This window comes from Streptomyces xanthophaeus, from assembly GCF_000725805.1.
In the GTDB taxonomy this organism is placed as follows: domain Bacteria; phylum Actinomycetota; class Actinomycetes; order Streptomycetales; family Streptomycetaceae; genus Streptomyces; species Streptomyces xanthophaeus.
The window spans coordinates 75,247-97,786 of the sequence record NZ_JOFT01000017.1 but is presented as its reverse complement, the minus strand read 5'-3'; the positions used below and the strand labels follow the sequence as shown (position 1 = coordinate 97,786).

General features: G+C 73.6%; 18 protein-coding genes and 1 pseudogene. 11 read left to right on the top strand and 8 right to left on the bottom strand.

Annotation, left to right across the window (positions count from 1 at the left end; genetic code table 11):
- The first annotated feature begins 116 nt into the window (after positions 1-116).
- The 5 genes from IO30_RS0111110 (at position 117) to IO30_RS0111090 (ending at position 5,674) form a co-directional block, all read left to right on the top strand.
- Complete coding sequence (locus tag IO30_RS0111110; RefSeq protein WP_031141807.1) at positions 117-1,997, top strand: WD40 repeat domain-containing protein; 1,881 nt, start codon at positions 117-119, stop codon at positions 1,995-1,997.
- Complete coding sequence (locus tag IO30_RS0111105) at positions 1,994-2,983, top strand: clavaminate synthase family protein (RefSeq protein ID WP_031141806.1); 990 nt, start codon at positions 1,994-1,996, stop codon at positions 2,981-2,983. Before IO30_RS0111110 ends, IO30_RS0111105 begins: the two co-directional genes overlap by 4 nt.
- Positions 2,984-3,056: 73 nt before the next feature.
- Entirely contained in the window at positions 3,057-3,602 is a 546-nt protein-coding gene (locus IO30_RS0111100; protein WP_031141804.1) for a hypothetical protein, read from the top strand.
- Positions 3,599-4,177 (top strand): HAD-IA family hydrolase, encoded by a 579-nt coding sequence (locus tag IO30_RS0111095; RefSeq protein WP_031141802.1) that lies wholly within the window; start codon positions 3,599-3,601, stop codon positions 4,175-4,177. The genes IO30_RS0111100 and IO30_RS0111095 overlap by 4 nt, the downstream gene beginning before the upstream one ends.
- A 501-nt stretch (positions 4,178-4,678) precedes the next feature.
- Positions 4,679-5,674 carry a DUF4344 domain-containing metallopeptidase gene (locus IO30_RS0111090; protein ID WP_234321843.1) on the top strand — a complete coding sequence of 332 codons (996 nt, stop codon included), beginning with the start codon at positions 4,679-4,681 and terminating at the stop codon, positions 5,672-5,674.
- Between the two features lie 137 nt (positions 5,675-5,811).
- Here IO30_RS0111090 and exaC read toward each other — a convergent pair whose 3' ends face one another.
- The 4 genes and pseudogenes from exaC to IO30_RS0111070 form a co-directional block, all read right to left on the bottom strand.
- On the bottom strand, positions 5,812-7,335 hold the full coding sequence (gene exaC / locus IO30_RS0111085; protein WP_031141798.1) for an acetaldehyde dehydrogenase ExaC: 1,524 nt from the start codon (positions 7,333-7,335) through the stop codon (positions 5,812-5,814).
- Positions 7,336-7,389: 54 nt separating this feature from the next.
- A pseudogene (locus tag IO30_RS40340) lies at positions 7,390-8,734 on the bottom strand (GAF domain-containing protein).
- A 130-nt stretch (positions 8,735-8,864) separates the two neighbouring features.
- A complete protein-coding gene (locus IO30_RS0111075; RefSeq protein WP_063768435.1) occupies positions 8,865-10,220 on the bottom strand; it encodes an SWIM zinc finger family protein in 1,356 nt (451 codons plus the stop codon).
- On the bottom strand, positions 10,217-13,213 hold the full coding sequence (locus tag IO30_RS0111070) for a DEAD/DEAH box helicase (protein ID WP_031141793.1): 2,997 nt from the start codon (positions 13,211-13,213) through the stop codon (positions 10,217-10,219). The genes IO30_RS0111075 and IO30_RS0111070 overlap by 4 nt, the downstream gene beginning before the upstream one ends.
- 132 nt (positions 13,214-13,345) lie before the next feature.
- On the opposite strand from IO30_RS0111070, the gene IO30_RS0111065 reads away from it, so the two are divergent.
- Both IO30_RS0111065 and IO30_RS0111060 read left to right on the top strand, forming a co-directional pair.
- On the top strand, positions 13,346-13,534 hold the full coding sequence (locus tag IO30_RS0111065) for a hypothetical protein (protein ID WP_031141791.1): 189 nt from the start codon (positions 13,346-13,348) through the stop codon (positions 13,532-13,534).
- A gap of 20 nt (positions 13,535-13,554) precedes the next feature.
- Positions 13,555-14,109, top strand: coding sequence for an MOSC domain-containing protein (locus IO30_RS0111060; protein ID WP_031141789.1), 555 nt, complete (start codon positions 13,555-13,557; stop codon positions 14,107-14,109).
- Positions 14,110-14,202: 93 nt separating this feature from the next.
- Here the strand turns inward: IO30_RS0111060 and IO30_RS0111055 are convergent, their stop codons facing one another.
- From IO30_RS0111055 to IO30_RS0111045, 3 genes are all read right to left on the bottom strand, one after another.
- Entirely contained in the window at positions 14,203-15,213 is a 1,011-nt protein-coding gene (locus tag IO30_RS0111055) for a polyprenyl synthetase family protein (RefSeq protein ID WP_037893704.1), read from the bottom strand.
- Between the two features lie 105 nt (positions 15,214-15,318).
- Entirely contained in the window at positions 15,319-15,798 is a 480-nt protein-coding gene (locus IO30_RS0111050) for an SAM-dependent methyltransferase (protein WP_031141785.1), read from the bottom strand.
- Positions 15,799-15,885: 87 nt separating this feature from the next.
- Positions 15,886-16,665 (bottom strand): hypothetical protein, encoded by a 780-nt coding sequence (locus IO30_RS0111045; protein ID WP_031141783.1) that lies wholly within the window; start codon positions 16,663-16,665, stop codon positions 15,886-15,888.
- A 135-nt stretch (positions 16,666-16,800) separates the two neighbouring features.
- Between IO30_RS0111045 and IO30_RS0111040 the strand changes: the two genes are divergently transcribed.
- Complete coding sequence (locus tag IO30_RS0111040) at positions 16,801-17,715, top strand: oxygenase MpaB family protein (RefSeq protein ID WP_031141782.1); 915 nt, start codon at positions 16,801-16,803, stop codon at positions 17,713-17,715.
- Positions 17,716-17,724: 9 nt separating this feature from the next.
- Here the strand turns inward: IO30_RS0111040 and IO30_RS0111035 are convergent, their stop codons facing one another.
- Positions 17,725-18,324: a class I SAM-dependent methyltransferase gene (locus IO30_RS0111035; RefSeq protein ID WP_031141780.1), complete on the bottom strand. Its 600-nt coding sequence runs from the start codon at positions 18,322-18,324 to the stop codon at positions 17,725-17,727.
- A 168-nt stretch (positions 18,325-18,492) separates the two neighbouring features.
- Here IO30_RS0111035 and IO30_RS0111030 point away from each other — a divergent pair, with 168 nt between their 5' ends.
- The 3 genes from IO30_RS0111030 to IO30_RS0111020 all read left to right on the top strand — a co-directional run bounded on the left by IO30_RS0111030 (position 18,493) and on the right by IO30_RS0111020 (position 22,533).
- Entirely contained in the window at positions 18,493-19,272 is a 780-nt protein-coding gene (locus tag IO30_RS0111030) for an MHYT domain-containing protein (protein ID WP_031141778.1), read from the top strand.
- A 106-nt stretch (positions 19,273-19,378) separates the two neighbouring features.
- Positions 19,379-22,090, top strand: coding sequence for a sensor histidine kinase (locus tag IO30_RS0111025; protein WP_031141776.1), 2,712 nt, complete (start codon positions 19,379-19,381; stop codon positions 22,088-22,090).
- The gene (locus IO30_RS0111020) at positions 22,090-22,533 is read left to right on the top strand and encodes a roadblock/LC7 domain-containing protein (protein ID WP_031141774.1); all 444 of its coding nucleotides are present in this window, start codon (positions 22,090-22,092) and stop codon (positions 22,531-22,533) included. The genes IO30_RS0111025 and IO30_RS0111020 overlap by 1 nt, the downstream gene beginning before the upstream one ends.
- The last annotated feature ends 7 nt before the right edge of the window (positions 22,534-22,540 follow it).

The window sequence follows — 22,540 nt, the reverse complement described above, 5'->3', positions numbered from 1 at the left end:
CGAAAGAGACGACCTAGCCCCGGGCCCGCCCCGGGCCTGCCGTCTCTCTTCCCCTCCCTCATTCCCCTTTTCCTTCCCTTTCCTTCCATCTGCTCTGTCAGGAGTTCGAGAAGATCATGCGGACAGTCGACGTATTCCACCCGCAGCCCACGAGCAACGGCACCGCTGTTCACGCCTCCCCCCAGACCTCCGTGGCGTTCAGCCCGGACGGCGTCCACTACGCCAGCGCCGGCTACGACGGCCGCGTGGCCCTGTGGGACCGTTCCGGTAGCGCTCCGCTCTGGATCGGCCGTCACTCGCGCCTGGTCAACGGGGTGCGGTTCTCGCCCTCGGGCCGGCTTCTCGCCAGCGGTTCGGCCGACAAGACCTGCCGCATCTGGGATGTGGCCACCGGCCGCCAGATCCAGCTGCTCGCACGGCAGCCCGATGACCTCAACGCACTTGCGTGGCTGGACGAGAACCGTCTGGTCACGGTCTCGCAGGACGGTACGGGCCGGATCTGGGACATCCGCACCGGCGTACTCGAAGAGGGCGTGATCTTCCACAGCGACCACTGCATGTCCGTCGACGCGGCCCCCACGGGCGTGCTGGCCAGTTGCGGAGAGGATGCGACCATCCGCCTCTGGGACACCAACGGCGCGCTGCTGCGCGACCTGCCCCAGGCCGGTCACGCCGAGATGTGCCGCTGGTCCCCCGACGGAACCCTGCTCGCCGCGAGCTGTGACGACGGCTTCGTGCACATCGTGCGCACCGACGGTGAGCTGGTCGCCAAGGTCGGCCCGTACACCGCTGCCGTGAAGTCGGTCGCCTGGTCCCAGGACGGCTCCCGGATCGTCATCGGCGCCTATGACAGCACGATCACCCTCTGGGACATCGCCGACTGCCGCCCTCTGGTGCGGTGGTACGGCGCGCACCTGTGGCCCCGCTCGGTGGACTGGTCCGCGGACGGCAGCACCGTGATCGCGGGTACGTTCTCGGCTCTGCCCGCGGTGATCGACGTGCCCGAGATCCCGGCGGGCGCCCTGCCCGACGAGGTACTGGAGATCACGCTCCAGGCACCGGTGTCCACGCACGGGGTCAACCACGTCGCCGCCGCCGGCGAGGTGCTGGCGGCGGGCAGCGACAACGGCACGGTCCGCGTCTGGAGTCACCGCGGCGCCACCGCGACCGAGGTGCCGGTGGGCAACGGCAGTCTGATCAACACGGTCGCCGTCTCCACCGAGTTGCCCGGACTCGTCGCCTACGGCTCGTTCTCCGGACGGGTGGGCGTGGCCGATGCCGTAACGGGACACGATGTCGCCTTCGTCGAGCGTGAGCACCCGGTGAACCGGGCCGCCTGGTCGCCGGACGGAAAGCGACTGGCGGTCGCCGACTACGAGGGCGGGCTCGACCTGTACACCTGGACGGGGAGCGAACTGGTCCCCGGGGTCCACTACGAGGGTCACAACGGGTCCATCAAGGACGTGTCCTGGGTGGACGCCGACCGACTGGTCACCTACTCGACCGACCGCCAAGCCCATCTGATCACCGCGGAGGGTGCGCTGATCCGCTCCTTCGGCGGTCACGGCGAGCTGATCAACGGCGGGTCCGTGACCGTCGTGGCAGGCAGGGCGCTGCTTGCCACCGTCTCCCGCGACCGCACCAGCCGCATCTACGACCTGGAGACCGGAGAGCTGCTCCAGGTCCTGGTCGGCCACGACGAGTCGGCCAAATGCGCGGCCTGGCACCCGGGCGGTGAACCCATGCTCGTCACGGGCTCGTACGACTACACCGGCCGGCTGTGGGTCCTCGACCCCGACAGCCTCGCCCCGCTCCACAGCCATGTGCTGGAGGGGCACGGCAGCGCGGTGAGCGCGGTGTCCTGGCTCGGCGACGACGCGATCACCGCCTCCTGGGACAGCCGGGTGCTCGCCTGGACGCCGGACGCCGACCCCACCCGGGCGCCGGTCTCCGCCGAGCTGGCCACGGACTGGCAGACACCGGGGAACAACCGATGAACTCCACGAGCCTCCAGTTGAGTTCCCCCTTCACGCTGGGTCTGTCCGCCGATGAGACAGCGGAGGTGCGGCGGGCCGCGGAGCGCATGTGCCGCGCCGAGCAAGGCCAGTTGGACGACCCGGAGACGGCCGCCGCGGCACGCGGGAGCTGGGAGGAGCTGCCGGGCCGCCTCCGGGCGGCCGTGCGCACCTTCCGCAGGGACTCGGGGGACAGCGGGGTGATGCTGGTGCGGGGGCTCCCCGTCGACGAGGCCCTGCTTCCGCCCACTCCGACGGTGGACGGCTCCGTCCGCCGGGAGGCGACGGTACCGGCCGCCATCCTGCTGATGATGGCGGCCGGGGGCCTGGGTGACCCCGTCGCGTACGTGCCGGAGAAGTCCGGCGCGCTGGTGCAGGACGTCGTGCCGGTGCCGGGCAAGGAGGACTTCGAGGGCAACGCCGGGTCCACCCTGCTCTCCTTCCACATCGAGAACGCCTTCCACGCACACCGTCCGGACTTCGTGATGCTGCTGTGCCTGCGCGCGGACCACGACGGCGCGGCGGGGCTGCGCACCGGATCGATACGCCAGGCGCTGCCGACCCTGTCGGAGAAGACGAAGGAAGTGCTTTCCCGCCCGGAGTTCAGCACGCAGCCGCCGCCCTCCTTCGGGACGGCCGGCGGGGCCACGCCGCCACGCCCGGTGCTCCACGGCGCCCCGGGGGACCCCGGCCTGCGGGTGGACTTCTCCGCCACCACGGCCTTGACGCCCGAGGCGCGCCAGGCGCTCGTCGAGCTGGAAGCGGCCATCACCGCCACCGCGCACACGGTCCGGCTGACCCCGGGGGATCTCGCGATCGTGGACAACCGCGTGACCACGCACGGGAGGACTGCCTTCCGGCCGCGCTACGACGGGTGCGACCGCTGGCTCTTGCGCACCTTCGCGGTGGCTGATCTACGGCGCTCCCGTAGCCATCGCCCCGGCGACGGCTACGTGCTGAGTCACTGAGCACCTCTGCCCGGCGGGGTCCGGTCCCGGAGGCCGGACCCCGGCGCTCACAAACAACCGCGGGAACGAATGCATGACATCCATGACTACGGGGCTCCACATCAATGCGGTCGCCCTGGGGAACTCCCGCCGGATCTGTGCGATCTGGAGAGTGAGCGTCCCTCCCGGTCAGCAGCAGCCCTGCACGTTCGCCCTGGCGCTCCTGCTGCCACGTCGGGGGACGGAGCAGGACTGGGCCGCCGAGACCGCACTCGGCGCGGTCGAGGAGCAGCGGTTCCGCGACGGGCCGGTCTGCGTGGACCTCACCACCACGGTGGACGGCATCATGGTGGACGCCCTGCGGCCCGGCCTGTGCGGGTCCGATCTGCTGGAGACGTCCCGTACGGCACTGGGTAAGGGTCAGCACGACTGGGCCGAGCTGGCCCTTGAGGATCCGTCGGCCTTCCATGCCGCGGCGTCCGAGCGCTACGTGATGCGGCGCCATGCCGCAGTCGTGACCGTCGGTACCCCGATGGGTTCGGGATGCCCCGTCCACATCGTCCACGAGCGTGAGCCCCGGGTCCTGAAGGCATACGTGGCAGCACTTCTCGCGATCGCCGGAGGGAAGAAGACCTCATGATCATCGCCTTCGATCTGATGGACACCTTGATATCGGACCCCTATCGATCGGCGCACGAACAGGCATTCGGCATCACCTACGAGGAATTCGAGCAGCGTCGCCCCGAGGGCCTCTATCACCGTCTGGAACGCGGTGAGATGGAGGAGGAGGCCTACTGGGCCGCCCTGCGGGACGCCGGGCTGTCGTTCGACACGTCGGTCTTCCACCGCGCGAGGAGGAGCGGCTACGCGTGGCTGGAGGGCATGCGCGAGCTCGTGTCGGAGTGCGCAGCGGTGCATCGGACCGTGATCGCGTCCAACTACCCGTCGTGGATCGAGGAGATCGCACGGGACGTGCTCGACGGTACGGGGCTCGACATCTACGCCTCCTACCGGTTCGGAGTGCGCAAGCCGTCCGAGCGGTTCTTTCACCTGCTGTGCGAGAAGACCGGCGTCGAGCCGCGGGATCTGGTCCTGATCGACGACACGCGGGCGAACACGGACGCGCTGGCAGGGCTCGGAGGTCTCGGCATTCCCTTCGAATCGGCCGACGCCACACGACAGCAGCTCCGCAGGAGCGGTCTGCTGACCGGGTGACCCCTCGCGGCCGCGCGCGACCCCGGGCAGGCGCGTGCGGCGCACTTCGGCGCGCGGGACCCGGAGAGTGCATCGAACGGCGTGTACGCCACGTATGTCGTGGATACGGCAGAAGGGGCGGGCGTACTGGCTTCCGTACACCCGAGCGGGAAACCCGGTCGTCCGCGCCAGTCCTCCGCGCGGTCCTCCGCGCCTCGGCCCGACGGGTGATCTTCACGCGGGTCGATGGCCGCCGGACCGCCGCCCGGGCCCCCTCCCTGGTGGGTATGAAGGTGTACAGGCGGGTGCCGAGGTTCCGTGCGCTCGCCGGCTTGGAGCAGGTCCGCTCAGGGGGCGGGCACCCCCGACGGGGTGGACGCTGTCCGGGCGGCTGGCCTGCATGTTCGGATCGTCGTCTTCGTCGACACCGAGGCGGACGGTCCCCCGTACGGGCGGCTCGACGGGCGCCCGCCGCCGGACGGCCGGAGGATCACTGCGGGGGCACGCGATGGGAGCCGACCAATGATGCCGAACACCGCCGGTCGCCCGAAGCGGGCGCGCATCGTCCTGTCCGGCGTGCTGGCCCTCGCCGGGGTCGTCGTGACCGGGTGCGGCGGCGAGGCCCGCGACGCCGGGCAGCCGCCCGGAGCGGGGCCTCGCCCCCAGGCGGCGCGCTCCGGCAGGGTCACCGTCGTCTACGAGGCCCGAACGGTCAAAGCGGAGGACCGGCAGGCCGTGGCGCTGATCCGGAAGTCCCGCGTGCTGGAGCGGTCCGCCGCATGGGTGAACAGAGCTCTGACCCTCCCGCACGACATGGTCGTGAAGGTCACCGCCGAAGTGCCGCCCGGCGTCACCGACGCCGTCACCCAGCCCGACGGCAGGACGATCTTCATCCCGCCGTCGTTCCTGACGGCCATCGAGAAGGCCCTCGCCGACGTCGTGAAGACCGTCGAACGGCCCGCCGCGTTCCCCGCGTCCGAGTACAACACCGACGATCTGACCGTGCTGGCGACCGAGTTCGTCTTCGGCCACGAGATGGGCCACGCCCTGCAACGCCAGCTCCTCCTGGCCAACCTCGGCCTCGAAGAGGACGCGGCTGACGGCTTCGCATCCTTCTACACCGTCAACGAGGTCGGGCCGGGCCCGTCGCTGGCCGCCGCGGTCCTCTTCGAAGAGCTCGCCCGCAAGGAAGGCCAGCCGACCCTGGAAAGCCTGGCGAGCGACCATCCCGTCACCCGGCAACGGGCCTTCAACTTCCTTTGCTACCTGGAGGGAAGCGACCCGAAGAAATACCAGAAGTCCCTGGTCGACAGCGGCTGGCTCCCCAAGACCCGCGCCCCCCTCTGCCCACAGGCGTGGGCGATGCTGGACTACGGCTGGTGGACCCAGCTGCAACCCCACTTCAGCGTGGCGTTCAAGGCCCAGGGCGATGAGGAGCAGAAGAAGGCGCATGCACGGCTGATCGCGGAGACGGAGGCCCTGGCGCGCCGCATCGACGAGATCCGCACCAGCCAATGAGCCCGTGCGCGCTCTGGTCTCAGGGGTCGGCACGGAGGGCCTGCACGGTAGCCGCCGAGGCGGCCATCGAGGACTGGGCGGTCGTGCTCGACCGTGACCGGTCCGGAAGCGCTGGTCAGAAGCGGGTCCTCGTGCCGCTAGAAGAAGCCGAGCTTCTTCGGTGAGTACGAGACGAGGAGGTTCTTCGTCTCCTGGTAGTGCTCCAGCATCATCTTGTGGGTCTCGCGGCCGATGCCCGACTGCTTGTAGCCCCCGAAGGCGGCGTGTGCCGGGTAGGCGTGGTAGCAGTTCGTCCAGACGCGGCCCGCCTGGATCGCGCGGCCCGCGCGGTACGCGGTGTTGATGTCGCGGGTCCAGACGCCCGCGCCCAGGCCGTACGCCGTGTCGTTCGCTATGCGCACCGCGTCGTCGAAGTCCTCGAAGGAGGTCACGGAGACGACCGGCCCGAAGATCTCCTCCTGGAAGATCCGCATGCGGTTGTCGCCCTCGAAGACGGTCGGCTGGACGTAGAAGCCGCCCGCCAGCTCGCCTCCCAGCTCCTGGCGCCGACCGCCGGTGAGCACCTTCGCGCCCTCCTGCTGGCCGATCTCCACGTACGAGAGGACCTTCCGCAGCTGCTCCTCGGAGGCCTGCGCGCCGATCATCGTGTCCGTGTCCAGCGGGTGCCCCGGCACGATCAGTTCCGTGCGCGCCACCGCTGCGTCCAGGAAGTCCCCGTAGCGGCCCCGTTCGATCAGCGCCCGCGAGGGGCTCGTGCACACCTCGCCCTGGTTGAGGGCGAACATGGTGAAGCCCTCCAGGGCCTTGTCGCGCAGGTCGTCGTCGGCGGTCCAGATGTCGTCGAAGAACAGGTTCGGGCTCTTGCCGCCGAGTTCCAGGGTGACCGGCTTCAGGTGCTCGGCCGCGTACTGCATGATCAGCCGGCCCGTGGCGGTCTCGCCGGTGAAGGCGATCTTCGCCACGCGCGGGCTGGAGGCCAGCGGTTTGCCGGCCTCCTCGCCGTAGCCGTTGACGATGTTCACGACGCCCGGCGGCAGCAGGTCCGCGACCAGGCTCAGCCAGTAGTGCACCGAGGCCGGGGTCTGCTCGGCCGGCTTCAGGACGACGGTGTTCCCCGCCGCCAGCGCGGGTGCCAGCTTCCACACCGCCATCAGGATCGGGAAGTTCCACGGGATGATCTGGCCGACCACGCCCAGCGGTTCGTGGAAGTGGTAGGCGACGGTGTCGTCGTCGATCTGGCTGAGCGCCCCCTCCTGGGCGCGCAGCGCGCCCGCGAAGTAGCGGAACTGGTCGACGGCGAGCGGCAGGTCGGCCGCCAGGGTCTCCCGTACCGGCTTGCCGTTCTCCCAGGTCTCCGCGACCGCGAGGGCCTCCAGGTGCTGCTCCATCCGGTCCGCGATGCGCAGCAGGATGCCCGACCGCTCGGCCACGGAGGTCCGCCCCCAGGCGGGGGCGGCGGCGTGGGCCGCGTCCAGGGCCCGTTCCACGTCCTCGGCGCTGCCGCGGGCGACCTCGGTGAAGGTCTCGCCGGTGACGGGGGAGGGGTTGGCGAAGTACTGGCCGCGGGCGGGCTCGACGTACTCGCCGCCGATGAAGTGGTCGTAGCGGGACGCGTACGACATGAGCGCCCCCTCGGTACCGGGCGCAGCGTAACGGGCCATGGTGTCCTCCCCTTGCCGGGCGCCGGCCACTGCCGGACGGCGCTGCGCAGGAGGCTAGGCGCGGGCAGGTTGCGGATACGTTGCGCGCCGCGGGCCGCCCGGCGGCTCCGCCGGATCCGCCCGATCCCGGTGGGACGCGCCCAGTTCGCGGTCCAGTGCGGCTACGCGGGCCAGCGCGGCGGAGCGGGCCCCGGGCGGCAGCGCCGCCGCGAGGGCGCGCCAGGCCTCCGGATCGTCCGCGCCCCACGGACTGCACACCCAGTCGGTCAGCAGCCCGGTGTCCGCCCGGGCGATCACGGCGGCCCGTGCCTGGTCCTCGATGCGGCGGCGCAGCCGGACGATGCCCGGCGCGGTGGAAGCGGGCAGCAGCGGACCGGGATAGCGGCCGAGGGCGGCGGACACGGCTCCCGAGGCCAGGTGCCGGGTCAGGAGGGTGAAGTCCGCCTCCAGCGGACCGGCCGTACGGTACGGGCGTGAGAGCGGGGCCCGGGGGCCCAGCAGCCCCCGCAGCCGGGAGACTTCGGCGCGCAAGGTGACCGGTGACACCGACTCGTCCTCGTACAGGTCGATCGCGAGCTCCTCGCCCGACAGGCCCTGCGGATGGTGCGCGAGGAGCGCCATGATCTCGCTGTGGCGTCGGCCCAGCCGGGTCGCCACCCCGCCGCTGACCAGTAACGCCTCGTCCTGGCCGAGCGCGGCCAGCGTGTCCCGCGGGGCTGCCGGTGCCGTTTCCCGTGGCGGGCCCAGCAGGGTCAGCTGCGCCTCCGCCGCCCGGGCCACCGCCTGGACGAGGGCCAGGGAGTGCGGGTGGGCGAGGCCGTCGCCGCCGGTGATGTCCACCGCGCCCAGCAGCCGCCCCGTCCGGGGGTCGCGCACCGGCGCCGCCGCACAGGTCCAGGGGTGCACCCGGCGGCTGAAGTGCTCGGCCCCGAAGACCTGCACGGGGTGCACCGACCGCGACCGCCGTGCCGGGTGCGTTGGTGCCCATCGCCGTCTCCGCCCAGTGCGCCCCCGGGACGAAGCCGAGCCGTTCCGCCCGCCGCAGCGTGCCCGGTTCGCCCTCCACCCAGAGCAGGCTGCCCCGTGCGTCGCACACCGCCAGCAGGTGCGCCCCGTGGGCCGCGAACGCCCCGACGAGGTCCCGGAACAGCGGCATCACCCGCGCCAGCGGATGTTCCTCGCGATAGGCCTGCAGCTCCGCCTCCGTCAACTCCACCCGAGGGGTGCACTCCGGACTGACCCGGGCCCGGGCGCACCGCCGCCAGGACCTCGCGATGACCGCCCGGACGGGAGTCTCGACCCGCCCGTCCCGGGTGAACGCGGCGTGGGCGCGCTGCAGTTCGCGCGTGCGCACGGCCGGATCCGCACCGCCCGGCAGCGCCACCGCAGGATCGTCCATGCCGGCCTCCCGTGGTGCGCGGTACCCGTAGCGCCCCCCATCGTCGTCCCGGCCCCGGGCCCCGGCAAGCCGTACGTCGGCCAGCGCCGTGGCCGGTACGTGCGCCGCCCCGCGCGGGGCCGCCGGAGGGCTACGGGGCCGCCTGGCGGACTGCCCGGACTGCCCCGCCCGCCCCGCCCGCCCCGTCCGCCCCGTCCGTCTGGTCCGTCTGGTCCGTCTGGTCCGTCTGGTCCGGTGCCGTCAGGGCCGAGGCCGGGTCGGGGGCCGACGGGCCCGCCGGGGTCCAGCCGTCCGCCTCGGCACGGTACGGCCACCAGCGTCCCTCCCGGCCGAGCCGCAACTGCCGTCCGCCGCCGCCCGTCTCGGTCCAGCGGGCGCGGATCCGGCGCAGCTCCGGTGCCTGGCCGTCGGCCCAGGCCGCGGCCAGCGCCGCCCGGGCCCGGGCCAGTGTCGCCCGGTCCGGCGTCCAGTCGTCCTCCAGCGCGGCGAGGGCCGGTGCCCCGCCGAAGCTCCAGGCCCGTACGGCCCGTTGCATCGCGGCCCGGTCCCTTCCGGAAGCCGTGGCCAGGCGGGACCGGACCCGCAAGTCATCGGCCTCGGCCGTGAGTCGTACGGCGTCTTCGCCGACCGTGTACGGGGCCGGCAGGGGGCGGTCGGCGTGGCCCGGAGCCAGGGCCCGCGCCAGCAGCCGGTAGGCCTCGGCCGCGGCCGCCTGCGCCAGGAACTCCACTGCATCCACGTCCAGTTCGGGCTCCGCCTCGGTGTCCAGCATCGGCGCCTGCCCCGGCGCGTCCGGCAGCGGGGGCGGCTCGGGCAAGGGCGGCCGTGGCACCGGCCCGCCCTCCCAGGCCGCGTAGACCTCGGCGGCGGCGATCCCCTCCGCCGCGGGCTCCTGGGCGTCGGCCGCCTCCGCCGTACTCCGCTCCCCGAGCTCGTCCACCAGCTCCCGCTCGCCGCGCCCGCGCAGGAGCAGCAGCACGAAGGCGTCCTGGTCCAGCAGCCGGGCCACCTGGTAGCAGAGCGCGGCGGTGTGCGGGCAGTGGTCCCACTCGCCGCAGTCGCAGCTCGGGTCGAGGTCGCCGATGCCGGGCAGCAGTTCCACCCCGGCCGCCGCCGCGTCCTCGGCCAGTTCCGGCGGAACCTCCCGCTCCAGCAGCGCCGCGATGTGCCCGGACTCCGCGGCCGCCAGGCCCAGCAGCCGGTCCCACTGGGCCTGCGTGAACTCCTGCACCAGCACGTCCGTACGGTGCGCCGTGCCGTCCCGGTCGCGCACCACCGCCGTGAGCCCGCCGGGCCGTACCGACACCGCGCCCACGGCGCCCGCGCGCGCGTACCGCCGGCCCTGCCTGACCTGCTCCCCGTCCAGAGCGCTGTCCTCCAGCGCGCGCAGCCAGGCGAGGCCCCACCAGGTGGTCGCGAAACCGCGTCCGGGGGCGGGCGGGAGCGCCGGGAAGGTCTTCTCCTGCCGGTGGTCGTGGTCGTTCATCCTTCGCTCCCCGTGGTCGGGCGCAGCGCCACGAGCTCGGCCAGCTCGGCGTCGGTCAGTTCGGTCAACGCGCCCTCGCCGCCCGCGAGGACGGCGTCGGCCAGCGCCCGCTTGCGCTCCAGCAGCCGGGCGATGCGGTCCTCCACCGTGCCCTCGGCGATCAGCCGGTGCACCTGGACGGGCTGGGTCTGCCCGATCCGGTAGGCCCGGTCGGTGGCCTGCTCCTCGACGGCCGGGTTCCACCAGCGGTCGTAGTGGACGACGTGTCCGGCCCGGGTGAGGTTCAGGCCCGTGCCCGCGGCCTTCAAGGAGAGCAGGAAGACGGGGACCTGCCCCGACTGGAACCGCTCCACGAGCTCCTCGCGCCGCGGGACCGGGGTACCGCCGTGCAGCAGCTGGGCCGGGATGCCGCGCGCCGCCAGGTGCTTCTCCAGGATGCGGGCCATGGCCACGTACTGGGTGAAGACGAGGACGGAGCCGCCCTCGGCCAGGATCGTGTCCAGCAGTTCGTCCAGCAGTTCCAGCTTGCCGGAGCGGGGCCCGGCGCCCGTGTCGCGGGCGGCGGGGTCCTTCAGGAACTGGGCGGGGTGGTTGCAGACCTGCTTGAGGGAGGTCAGCAGTCTGACCACCAGGCCGCGCCGCTCCATCCCGTCGGCTTCGGAGATCGCGGCGAGGGTCTCGCGCACCACGGCCTCGTACAGGGCGGCCTGTTCGCGGCTCAGCGTCACCGTGTGGTCGGTCTCGGTCTTGGGCGGCAGCTCGGGCGCGATCCCCGGGTCGGACTTCTTGCGGCGGAGCAGGAACGGCCGCACCAGCGCCGCCAGCCGGGCGGCGGCCTGCGGGTCGCGGCCGCTCTCGACGGGTTCGGCGTAGCGGGTGCGGAAGGTGCCGAGACGGCCGAGCAGTCCGGGAGTGGTCCAGTCGAGGACGGCCCAGAGCTCGGAGAGGTTGTTCTCGACGGGAGTGCCGGTCAGGGCCACGCGCGCCGCGGATGGGATGGTGCGCAGCGCCTTCGCGGTGGAGGAGTGCGGGTTCTTGACGTGCTGGGCCTCGTCGGCGACGACCATGCCCCAGCCGGTGGCGGCGAGTACGGGCGCGTCCAGGCGCATCGTGCCGTAGGTGGTGAGGACGAAGCCGTCGGTCAGGTCCGCGAGGCTGCGGCCGGCGCCGTGGAACCGGCGCACGGGCGTGCCGGGCGCGAACTTCTCGATCTCCTGCTGCCAGTTGCCGAGCAGCGAGGCCGGGCACACCACCAGGGTGGGTCCGGCGGTGGCGGGGTCCTGGGCGCGGTGGAGGTGCAGCGCGATGAGGGTGACGGTCTTGCCGAGGCCCATGTCGTCGGCGAGGCAGGCGCCGAGGCCGAGCGAGGTCATCCGGGCCAGCCAGCGCATGCCGCGCAGCTGGTACGCGCGCAGGTCGGCCCGGAGGGCGGGCGGGGCGGGCGGTGCGCCCCGGCCGTCGTCCTGCTCCGGGCCGGCGGTGAGCAGGGCCCGCAGCCGCTCCATCGGACCGGTGGCCTCCACCTCGATCCGCTTGCCGTCGATCTCCGCGGACCCGGTGAGTACGGCGGCCAGCGCGTCCACGGCCGGGACCTCGCGGGCCTGGCGGGCGCGGGCCCGGCGGACCTCGGCCGGGTCGATCAGGACCCATCGGTCGCGCAGCCGCACCAGCGGGCGGCTCGCCTCGGCGAGCCGGTCCAGCTCGGCGCGGGTGAGGTCGTCCTGGTCGCCGAGGGCGTGGCGCCAGCCGAAGGAGAGCAGGGCCCCGGGCGAGAGCAGGCCGGAGGGGAGGCCGGCGGAGGAGGCGGCGGCGGAGGAGGCGGCGGCGGAGGACGTAGCGGAGGAGGCGGCGGCGGAGGCGGTCGTACGGACGACGGCGCGGGGGACGAGGGTACGGGCGAACTCGCGCGGCCAGTGGACCTGTACCCCGTCGGCGGCCAGGGTCGCGGCGGCCTCGCCGAGCAGCGCGGTGACCTCTTCGTCGGCGAGTTCGACGGAGTCGGGGACCGCCGCGCCGAGCAGCGGGGCGAGCGGCGGCCAGAGCCGGGCGGCGCGCCGCAGGGCCCGCAGGGCGTCCATCCGGGCGCGCGGCCCGAAGGCGTCGGCCGCTGCCCCGGAACCGGCCCAGACGTCCACGGCGTCGGCGACCCGGCCCGCGTCGGCAGGGCTGTGCAGCTGGAGGACGGCCCGGAAGGCGGGGTCCGCTCCCGGGGGCCCGTCCAGCTCGATCCGCAGGGAGATCCGGACGCCCGCGTCGTGCCCGGCGGCCACCTCCGCGGCCCAGTCGCGCAGTTCCGGGTGGAGCCGGGGAGGGCGGGCGGCGTACGCGGGTGCGCCCGCGGCGGCCGGGGCGGCGGGGGAGCGGGGCAGGGTGTCGGCGACCGCGTCGAGGAAGGCGCGCAGCAGCGGCTCGGGGGCCGGCAGCCGGGGCGCGGCTTCCGGGCCGAGGGGCACGCAGTGGGCGGCGGGCGGCATGGCGGCCGCCAGTTCGCGTACCTCGGTCAGGTCGGAGGCGTCCAGCGGGCCGAGCCGCCAGGCGTCGTGGCCCGTCGGGCTCAGCCCGGGCAGGAGCAGGCCGCGGGCCGCGAAGCGCAGGGCCAGCAGCGCGGCGGCGCCCCAGAAGACGGTGGAGCGATCCGCTGCGGCCGGGCCGGCGGGGTCCTCCTCCGGTTGCCCCTCGGTGACGGCAGCAGAGGCAGAAGAGGCAGTCGAGGCAGCAGCGGCACCAGCGGCGGCCGCCGCCGCGGCCCGGGCGCGGGTGAGGAGCGGCAGCGCCTCGTCCACGGGGAGCACGAGCGCGGTCACGGTGGTCCGGCGCAGGTCAGGGGTGATGACGGTGAGGTCCTCGAAGGCCCCGGCCGTGGCCCGCGCCACCTGCTCCTGCGGGGCGGCCGCGTCCGCCGGTTGCCAGAAGGCGATCCGGCCGCGGCGGGCCGGGTCGGCGGGCAGGAAGACGGTGGAGCAGCGGACGAGGCCGGCGATTTCGGTCAGCACGCATTCCTCAAACTTGACTACTCGGTACGGGGTGGCCGAGGGTACCCCACCCGGACGGTCCGTCCGGGAACGTGCGGATGCGGCGGCACGTTGAGAGGGTAGTGGTCGACGATCAGGAGGAGGTGTCCGCAGATGTCCACCAGCGGAAAGATCGCGGTTGCCGGTGTCGTGGCAGCTGTCGTCTTGTTCTGGACGGTCGGGTTCTGGGCGGGGCTGTTGGTCCTGATCGGTGTACCGGCAGCTGCTTACTTGCTGCTGGACTCCTCCCAGCGCCGTCGGCTGCGGGGCGTATCCAGGAACAGGAAACAGATCGGCCGCTGACGGCGGCGAGGGGGGCATTCATGAGCACGGCGCAGGCGGCACAGGTCGCTGCGGTCAGCAGCAACGGCGTGTATTCGTTCACCAAGCCCACGCGCGAGAGCATCACGCTGCTCGCGGGGCTGGGCGTGGAGGGGGACGTGCACGCCGGAGTGACCGTCAAGCACCGCTCCCGCGTGGCGCAGGACCCGACGCAGCCGAACCTGCGCCAGGTGCACCTGATCCACCGGGAGCTGTTCGAAGAGGTGGCGGACGCGGGCTTCAGCGTGGAGCCCGGTCAGCTCGGGGAGAACGTGACCACCGAGGGCATAGACCTGCTCGGCCTGCCCACCGGCACCCTGCTGCGGTTCGGCGAGGAGGCGCTGGTGGAGGTGACCGGCCTGCGCAATCCGTGCCTTCAGATCGACGCCTTCCAGCACGGGCTGCTCAAGCAGGTCGTGAGCCGGGACGAGGCCGGGGAACTGATCCGCAAGGCAGGCATCATGGGCGTGGTCCGGGAGGGCGGCACCATCCGCCCCGGCGACCCGATCACGGTGACGCTGCCTCCCACCCCGCACGTCCCGCTCGAACGGGTCTGACGCCCGGCCCTGGCCCCGCCCGGCCTCGGCCTCACGGGCCCCGGCCTCACGGGGTCGGGGCTGAGGCCAGGGCCGGGGTCGCGGTCCGGCGGGTCAGAATCCGCCCGGGGCAGCGCCGGCGGGGACCCGGTCGGCTTCCAGGAGCATCTGGGCCGAGTGGTCCACCAGGCGCCGCAGCACCGGCAGGTAGCCCTCGTCGCCGCCCAGCTGGCGCAGCAGGCGGTGCGCTTCGTCGCGGAAGGCGTCGAGGTCCTCGGCGTAGCGGCGGAGCAGGGCCGGGCCCCGCAGGATCTCGGCCAGTGCGGACCTCGCCGGACGGGAACCTCCCGCGGCGGCGCACAAGCCCAGGATGTGGGCCCGGGACACCGGCGGGGCGTCCTCGGCCGCGCAGGCCAGGAGATAGGTGACGGTCCCGTTCAGCAGGTCCTCGTTCCGGCCGGAGAGGATGTCCTCCTGGTCGTTGAACAACTGCCACAGGATGCCGAAGACGTAGCCGAATTCGCGCCACAGCGCGATCCTCTCGCCCGTCGCGCCGGAGAGTATCGCGGCCATGGCGGTGATCATGCCGAAGGGCGCTCCGGACTTGCCGCGGTAGGTTGCGACCACCGATTCCCTCGTGGCCCTCACGACGGCCCCGCGCATGTCGGCGATCTGGCCGTCGGCGGCCATGACCCCGCAGTTCGCGAACTCGGCCGTCAGGGCGCCGCGTACGGCCTCGGGGATCCGCTCCGACTGGATGATCTGGAGCGGCAGGATGTTGCCGGCCACCACGGACGCGAGCAAGGCCTCGTTGCCGCTGAGCGCGCAGGACAGGTCCACGCCGTGACCGTCGGCGAGGTCGTCCAGGTAGCAAGCAGAGGTCCACCACAGCAGGTGAACGGCGGACAGCGGCAGGGCCGGTCTTGGGTTGCCGGTCTCCACCGCGTGCACGAGCAGCGGGAGCACCGACAGGGGATGTCGCAGCTGCCGGTGCCGCAGGAGTGCGGCGACCGCGTTCCCGGTCGCCCGGGAGGACGCGTCCATCCCCGCGAGGGCGGCTGCCACCTCCGTCTCGATCTCCTCGGATAACTGCCGGTGCAGGTCCAGGTAGGACGTCGAATTCATGGTGTGGCCTCCTGCTCGAAACGGAATCACGACATGCGTGCGTCCGTTGTGTCGCGTTATGGCGCTGATTCGATCATTCTGAGCCAGGTGGATCTAGAGCGATTTTCAGCCGCGGTCCGCGCCGTTCGGGGCGTAGTAGTCCCGCATCAGGGCCGTCGCCCACGCGGGCTGCCGCAGTTCTCCGCGCGGACCGAACTCGGCCATGTAGGGCTTGAGATCGAGCACGGGGGTGCCGTCCACCGCGTCCAGGCCCTCCACATGGACGTCGAGACCTTCCACCCGCACCACCCGGCACCGCGAGACGCCCATCCGGTTCGGGCGGTTCTTGCCCCGCTGGGCGAAGATGCCGACCAGGGGCCAGTCCGGATTGCCCCGGGGGTGCCGGGCGCCCGTCTCGATCTTCTCCACCGGTACCCGGTCGAAGTGGTACACCACCTCGACGTGCGAGAAGTCGGCCAGACCGAAGAGCGCCTCGGGGCCGAACCGGCCGCCGTCCAGGCGGATCACGGCCGTCTCCCGCCCCCAGTCGTCGTCCACGGCCTCCGTGCGGCCACCCACCACCGTGCCGACCGGTTCGAACTCCACGGCCCACTCTCCTCTCGTGTCCCCGTACGGGCCCACCCGTCCGTCCGCCCACCCGTCCGTCCGTCCGCCCACCCGTCCGCCCGTCCGTCAGGCCGGGCGCACGGCGACGCCGTCCAGCGCGGCCAGCAGCTGCGCCAGTCCCGGCTCCCCGTCGTGGGGGACCGGCAGTACCTCGCTCGGCTCCTCGTCCAGCAGGACGAAGGCGTTGCCGTCGGTGCGGGCCACCAGCGACCAGCCGGGGCCGTCCGCCCGCAGCGTCCGCGCCCCCCCGCCCGCGAACGAGGACCGCACCCGGCCGGGCGGCGGCGGCGTCCGTGTGTACTCCAGCGCCTCGTCGAGCGCCCGCGCCAGACCCGGATGCGCGGCCGCCGCGGCCCCGCCGTCCGCCGCCACCCGCTCGTGCCAGTCCGCCCACTCGCGGGCGATCTGGTCCGCGCCCATGCGCCGCTGCACCGGACCCCAGGCCTCCGCCGAGGGGGGAGCGAGGGGAACCCGGCCCGTGCCGTCCGCGCCCTGCTCCGGATCGTGCGGTTCCGGGATGCCCTGGGCGGCCACCGACAGGTCGAGGGGCCAGCCCGCGAGCGAGACCACGATCGTCCGTTCGTCGGGCGAGAGGTCGTAGTCCATCCCGCAGTCCCAGGAGGCGATCGCGGTCGCCACGAGCGAGACGTCGTCCACGACGACCGTCCAGCGCGCGCCCTCCTCGTCCTGGCCCAGCACCAGCCCGTACCCCTCGCCGGACGGCTCCACGCCGAGCTGCGAGCAGGCCGCGGGGAAATCGTCGCCCAGGACGCCCGGGAACTGCGCGGGGGTCAGCAGTACGGCGGTCAGCACGTACAGCGAGCCGCCCCCCTCGTCGTCGGACACGTGGCCTCCCGGTAGCTCTCTCGTCGGCGCACCCTAACCAGCGGGTAACCCGCGCGTCGAGAGCCCGCAGGTGACGATTTCCAAGGCTGCTACCTGCACGTAGAGTTGGGACCCCGCCACAGAAAGGGGCACCCGGTGCAGCGTTACGACCGGCTGAGGGAGATCCTCCGGCTCGATCCCGACAAGGATTTCCTCGCCATCTACCGGCTCAGCGCGACGTACGAGTTCCCGTGGGACTTCACCCGGGCCCTGGAACTCGCCCTGTTCCGCACCTACGCCGTGCCCGCCATCGGGGGGCTGCTCGCCGAGACCGCCGAGTTCACCGCCCGGACCCAGAAGCGCTACGACGACACGGCGCTGCTCCTCGACGCGGTGGTGGAGCACGGCTTCGAGAGCGACACCGCGCGCACCGCGATCCGCCGCGTCAACCAGATGCACCGAAGCTACGACATCTCCGACGAGGACATGCGGTACGTCCTGTGCACCTTCGTGGTGATTCCGGCGCGCTGGCTGGACGCGTACGGCTGGCGCGCGCTGACCGGTCACGAGCGCCGCGCCTCGGCGAACTACTACGCCACGCTCGGCCGCCACCTGGGCATCAAGGAGGTCCCGGGTTCCTTCGAGGAGTTCGAGGCCACCCTGGACGCCTACGAGAAGGAGCACTTCGGCTGGGACGCGGGCGCCCGCGAGGTCGCGGACGCCACCCTCGGCCTGATGGCCTCCTGGTACCCGGCGCCGCTCGCCCCCGCGGTGCGCGGCGCGAGCCTCGCCCTGCTGGACGAGCCGCTGCTGGAGGCCTTCCGCTTCGAGCGCCCCCACCCCCGGGTCCGGCGGCTGGTCCGGGGCGCGCTGCGGCTGCGCGGGAGGGCTGTGCGGCTGCTGCCCCCGCGCAAGGAGCCGCACTACGGGCGGCAGAACCCGGAGATCAAGAGCTACCCCGGCGGCTACGACGTGGGCGAACTCGGCACCTTCCCGGTGCCCGGCGCGGGCGGCTGCCCCGTGCCGCCGCCCCGCAGGCCGGCCGGGGCCGAGGCCCAGCCCCCGTCCTGACCCCCGGGGTCAGGACGTGCGGAGCGCGACCACGAGGAAGCGCTCGTCCTCGTCGGCGTACGAGGTCATCTCCCAGCCCGAACCGGCCAGCAGCGGGCCGAGGTTGTGCTCGGCCCGCATGTCCTGCGGGGTCAGCTCGCGGCCGTGGCGGGCGGCGAGGGCCGCGCGCCCGATCGGGTGGAAGAGCGCGAGCCGGCCGCCGGGGCGGACCACCCGGGCCAGTTCGCGCAGGTTCCGCCCCGGATCGGGCAGGTGGGCGATGAGCCCCGCGGCGAACACCGCGTCGAGCGCCGCGTCCCGCAGGGGCAGCCTCGCCACGTCCGCGAGCAGCAGCGCGCCCTCGGCGGCGCGCCCGGCCTGCTGCGCGGCGGTCAGCATCTGCGGGGTGAGGTCGGCCCCGAGCACGAGCCCGGAGGGCCCGACGGCGGCGCGCAGCGGGCTCAGTGCCCGCCCGGTGCCGCAGCCCGCGTCGAGCACGCGGTCACCGGGGCGCAGCCCGAACTCGGCCACGGCGGTGGCGAAGGCGGGTCCGTCCGAGGGGAACTTGCGGTCCCAGTCGGCGGCGCGCGCCCCGAAGAACTCCTGCACGTGTGTGTGGTCTTCGCTCATGAGCCCATGATCCCGCACCGGCGCGCGCCCCTGTGCGTGCGGACCGTGTGCAAGGTGGTACGTGGCGTGATCGGAGTTGAACGTAGCTCTGTCATATTCCAGCAGTTCCAGCGTCTTTCGAAATGCGCCCCTTGTTCGCGCCCTCACCCGGACTAGCGTCCCGTGGCCATGGGACACCTGGACCACGCCGCCTATGGCTGGCTGACACCCGCGCTGTCATACGTGATGGCATCGATCGGCGCCGCCCTCGGCCTGCGCTGCACCGTCCGCGCGCTCGCCGCGACCGGATCCTCCCGCCGCAACTGGCTCCTCACCGCGGCCTCCGCCATCGGAACCGGCATCTGGACGATGCACTTCGTCGCCATGCTCGGCTTCGACGTCACCGGCACCGAGATCCACTACAACGTGCCGCTGACCATCCTCAGCCTGCTGGTCGCCATGCTGGTCGTCGGCGCGGGGGTCTTCGCCGTCGGCTACGGCAAGGACCGCGGCCGGGCCCTCGTACTCGGCGGCCTCACCACCGGTCTGGGCGTCGCCAGCATGCACTACCTCGGCATGGCGGCCCTGCGCCTGCACGGGGACATATCGTACGAGCCTCTCGCCGTCGGCCTCTCCGTGGCCATCGCCGTCGTGGCCGCCACGGCGGCCCTGTGGGCCGCGCTCAACATCAAGGCACCGGTGGCGGTCGCCGTCGCCTCCCTCGTGATGGGCGCCGCGGTCAGCAGCATGCACTACACCGGAATGATGGCCGTCGGCGTCAGCGTCACCCCCTCGGACGGCGCCCTGCCGGGGGCCACGGCCATGCAGTTCATCTTCCCCCTCGCCGTCGGACTCGGTTCCTACCTGTTCATCACCTCCGCCTTCGTCGCGCTGTCCCCGACCGCTGACGAACGCGCCGCCTCCGCCTCCGCACAGCACCTGGGGGACCAGCGGGTCGCCGCGCACTGAACCGGGACCGCACGCCCCCGACTGCCTCTGCCCCCTCCGCACCACCGCTTCGCACCCCAGCCGCCCACCACCGCACCGGCACGTAGCGCCCCGGAACGAGGAGCCCATGCGCACACCCCGCAGAAATACGGACGCAGCGGCGCCGCGGCTGCCCGCGCCTGCGGCCCGCGGCCGCCGGGCCCACGCCGGGCCGCCGGCCGAGGAACCGCCGCTGCGCCGCACCCCCCAGGGCGCCCCCGAGCCGGTCCACGGCGACGGCCCCCGGCTGCGACTGCGCCCCCGCACCGTACGGGCCAAGATCGTCTCCCTCCTGATGGTCCCCGTCGTCTCGCTGCTCGCCCTCTGGGGCTTCGCCACCGTCAGCACCGCCCAGGACATCGCCCGGCTCAGCCGCGTCCAGCAGGTCGACGCGGAGATACGCACCCCCGTCTCCGCCGCCGTCACCGAGCTCCAGGCCGAACGGCGCGCCGCGGTCCGCCTGCTGGCCGATCCCGCCGCGGACCCGGGCGCCGCCCTGGACCAGCAGACCCGCCGTACCGACGCGGCCGTCCAGCGGCTGCGCCTGGGCGAACAGCACACCGTCGCCGACTCCGGCGGCTACCGCACCGATGTGGTGGTCCGCCTGGACGCCTTCGTCGCCGCCGCCGACGCGCTCACCGCGCAACGCAAGGACATCGCCGGCCGCCGGGCCACGCCGGAGGCGGCGTTCGAGATCTACACGCGCGTGGTCGATTCGGCCCTCGCCGTCGTCGGCTCCCTTTCCGACGGACAGGATGCCGAACTCGGCCCCGACGCCCGCGTGCTGCTCGAATTCGCCCGCGCCCGCGAGTTCCTCTCCCGGGAGGACGCACTGCTGGCGCTGCCGGGCCCGCGTTCTGCCGAAACGGTCCGCCGCCTGACCGGCGCCGTCGAGACCCGCCGCTTCCTGACCGCCGACGCCACCGCGGACCTCCCCGCGGCCCAGCAGACCGCATGGCAGTCCGTGGCCAAGAGCGCCGCCTACGCCGACCTCACCGGCGCCGAGGACCGGGCGCTGGCCGCCGGGACCTCCCGGGACGCGGTGGGAGCCCCGCAGGGCTGGGAGGCCGCCCACACCGGCATCGGCGCCGCGATGCGGGAGATCGACGAGGCCGCGCACACCGCGGCCGCCGACCGCGCGGACCCGTTCGCCGAAGGAGCGCTGAGCCCCGCGGGCGCCGCCGTACTGCTCGGCCTGGCCGCCGTGGCCGCCTCCCTCTTCATCTCGGTGCGCATCGGCCGCGCCCTGGTCGTCGAACTCGTCTCCCTGCGCAACACCGCCCTGGAGATCGCCCACCGCAAACTTCCCGACGCCATGGACCGGCTGCGGGCGGGGCGGGACATCGACGTCGAGGCGGAGGCACCGCCCGGACCTCCGGCCGACGACGAGATCACCCAGGTCGGCGAGGCCCTCGCCACCGTCCACCGGGCCGCCCTCAGCGCCGCGGTGGAGCGGGCGGAACTGGCCAGCGGGGTCTCCGGCGTGTTCGTCAACCTCGCCCGGCGCAGCCAGGTCCTGGTGCACAAGCAGCTCACCCTGCTCGACTCGATGGAACGGCGCGCCGACGACCCGAACGAGCTCGGCGACCTCTTCCGTCTCGACCACCTCACCACCCGGATGCGCAGGCACGCCGAGAGCCTGATCATCCTCTCCGGCGCCGCGCCCGGCCGGGCCTGGCGGCTGCCGGTCCCGCTGACGAACGTGGTCCGGGCGGCCGTCTCCGAGATCGAGGACTACCCGCGCGTCGAGGTCCGTCAGCTCGCCGAGGCCGCGGTCGTCGGCGGAGCCGTGGCCGACCTGACCCACCTGCTCGCCGAACTCATCGAGAACGCGGCCCAGTTCTCCCCGCCGCACACCAAGGTCCGCGTCAGCGGCGAGCCCGTCGGTGCGGGCTACGTCCTGGAGGTCGAGGACCGCGGGCTCGGCATGGGCCGGGAGACGCTGACCGACGCCAACCGCCGCATCGAGCAGTCCGAGGCGCTCGACCTCTTCGACAGTGACCGGCTCGGGCTCTTCGTGGTCAGCCGCCTCTCGGCCCGCCACGGTGTGAAGGTGCACCTGCGCACGTCGCCCTACGGTGGCACCACCGCCGTGGTCCTGCTGCCCAACTCCCTGCTCCAGAGCGCCATCACTGCCGGAGCCGCGGCCCCCGAGCAGCCGGCCGAGATGCCGGTCCGCCGCCCGGACCGCCACGACGCGCGGGCGCCGCGGGCGGAGCAGGCACCCGCCATGACCGTCGTACGGGAGGACGCGCACGCCGGGGCGACGGTACGGGACGAGGTACGCGGCATCGCGGCCCCGGGCCGGCCCTCAGCACCCGACCGGCCCTCAGCACCCGACACGAGCCCGGCCCCCGACCGGAGCCCGGCCCCCGACCGGGCCGCCGCTCCCGGCGACCGGCCCCAGGGGCACGACCGGGCTCCCGGGCCCGCGAATGCTCCTCTGGGGCAGGGCCGGGCCGCTGCCCCACCGGAGCAGCGTCCGGCTCCGGTGGCTTCGCTCCGGCCGCGCGGGTCCGGCCCCGCGGCCACCCGTACCCACCCGTCCGCGGCCCACGGCGCCCCCGGCCAGCCCCCGGCCTCGGTGACCGAACTGCCGCGCCGGGTGCGCCAGGCCAGCCTCGTCCCCCAGCTGCGCGAGGCGCCCCCCGCCAAGGACCCGGCGCGCGACGGGCACCCCGCGGACGCGCCGGACCGCAGCCCCGAGCAGGCGCGGGACCGGATGGCGGCCTACCGGGACGGCTGGGCCCGCGGTACCCGGGAGAACTCCCCTCACGCAGGCAGCGAAGGAGAAGTGTGATGATCGAACACCAGAGGATCGACCTCGACGGCGTCCGCCGGTCGGGTGAACTGGACTGGCTGCTGGACGACCTCGTCGTCCGGGTCCGCGAGGTCCGCCACGCCGTGGTCCTGTCCAACGACGGTCTGGCGGTCGGCGCCTCCAGCGCACTGAGCCGGGAGGACGCCGAGCACCTGGCTGCCGTGGCCTCCGGCTTCCACAGCCTGGCCAAGGGCACGGGCCGGCACTTCCACACCGGAGGCGTGCGCCAGACGATGGTCGAGATGGACGAGGGCTTCCTCTTCGTCGCGGCCGCGGGCGACGGCTCCTGCCTGGCCGTCCTCAGCGCTGCCAGCGCCGACATCGGCCTGATCGCGTACGAGATGGCCCGGCTGGTGAAGCGGGTCGGCGAGCACCTCTACACCCCGCCCAGGTTCGCGGCGCAGCCGCCGGCCGCCGGTTGAGGGCGGC

Coding starts and splice junctions, on each gene's coding strand:
- IO30_RS0111110 (WP_031141807.1), top strand. CDS start 117: ATGCGGACAGTCGACGTATTCCACCCGCAGCCCACGAGCAACGGCACC.
- IO30_RS0111105 (WP_031141806.1), top strand. CDS start 1,994: ATGAACTCCACGAGCCTCCAGTTGAGTTCCCCCTTCACGCTGGGTCTG.
- IO30_RS0111100 (WP_031141804.1), top strand. CDS start 3,057: ATGACATCCATGACTACGGGGCTCCACATCAATGCGGTCGCCCTGGGG.
- IO30_RS0111095 (WP_031141802.1), top strand. CDS start 3,599: ATGATCATCGCCTTCGATCTGATGGACACCTTGATATCGGACCCCTAT.
- IO30_RS0111090 (WP_234321843.1), top strand. CDS start 4,679: ATGATGCCGAACACCGCCGGTCGCCCGAAGCGGGCGCGCATCGTCCTG.
- exaC (WP_031141798.1), bottom strand. CDS start 7,335: ATGGCCCGTTACGCTGCGCCCGGTACCGAGGGGGCGCTCATGTCGTAC.
- IO30_RS0111075 (WP_063768435.1), bottom strand. CDS start 10,220: ATGAACGACCACGACCACCGGCAGGAGAAGACCTTCCCGGCGCTCCCG.
- IO30_RS0111065 (WP_031141791.1), top strand. CDS start 13,346: ATGTCCACCAGCGGAAAGATCGCGGTTGCCGGTGTCGTGGCAGCTGTC.
- IO30_RS0111060 (WP_031141789.1), top strand. CDS start 13,555: ATGAGCACGGCGCAGGCGGCACAGGTCGCTGCGGTCAGCAGCAACGGC.
- IO30_RS0111055 (WP_037893704.1), bottom strand. CDS start 15,213: ATGAATTCGACGTCCTACCTGGACCTGCACCGGCAGTTATCCGAGGAG.
- IO30_RS0111035 (WP_031141780.1), bottom strand. CDS start 18,324: ATGAGCGAAGACCACACACACGTGCAGGAGTTCTTCGGGGCGCGCGCC.
- IO30_RS0111030 (WP_031141778.1), top strand. CDS start 18,493: ATGGGACACCTGGACCACGCCGCCTATGGCTGGCTGACACCCGCGCTG.
- IO30_RS0111025 (WP_031141776.1), top strand. CDS start 19,379: ATGCGCACACCCCGCAGAAATACGGACGCAGCGGCGCCGCGGCTGCCC.
- IO30_RS0111020 (WP_031141774.1), top strand. CDS start 22,090: ATGATCGAACACCAGAGGATCGACCTCGACGGCGTCCGCCGGTCGGGT.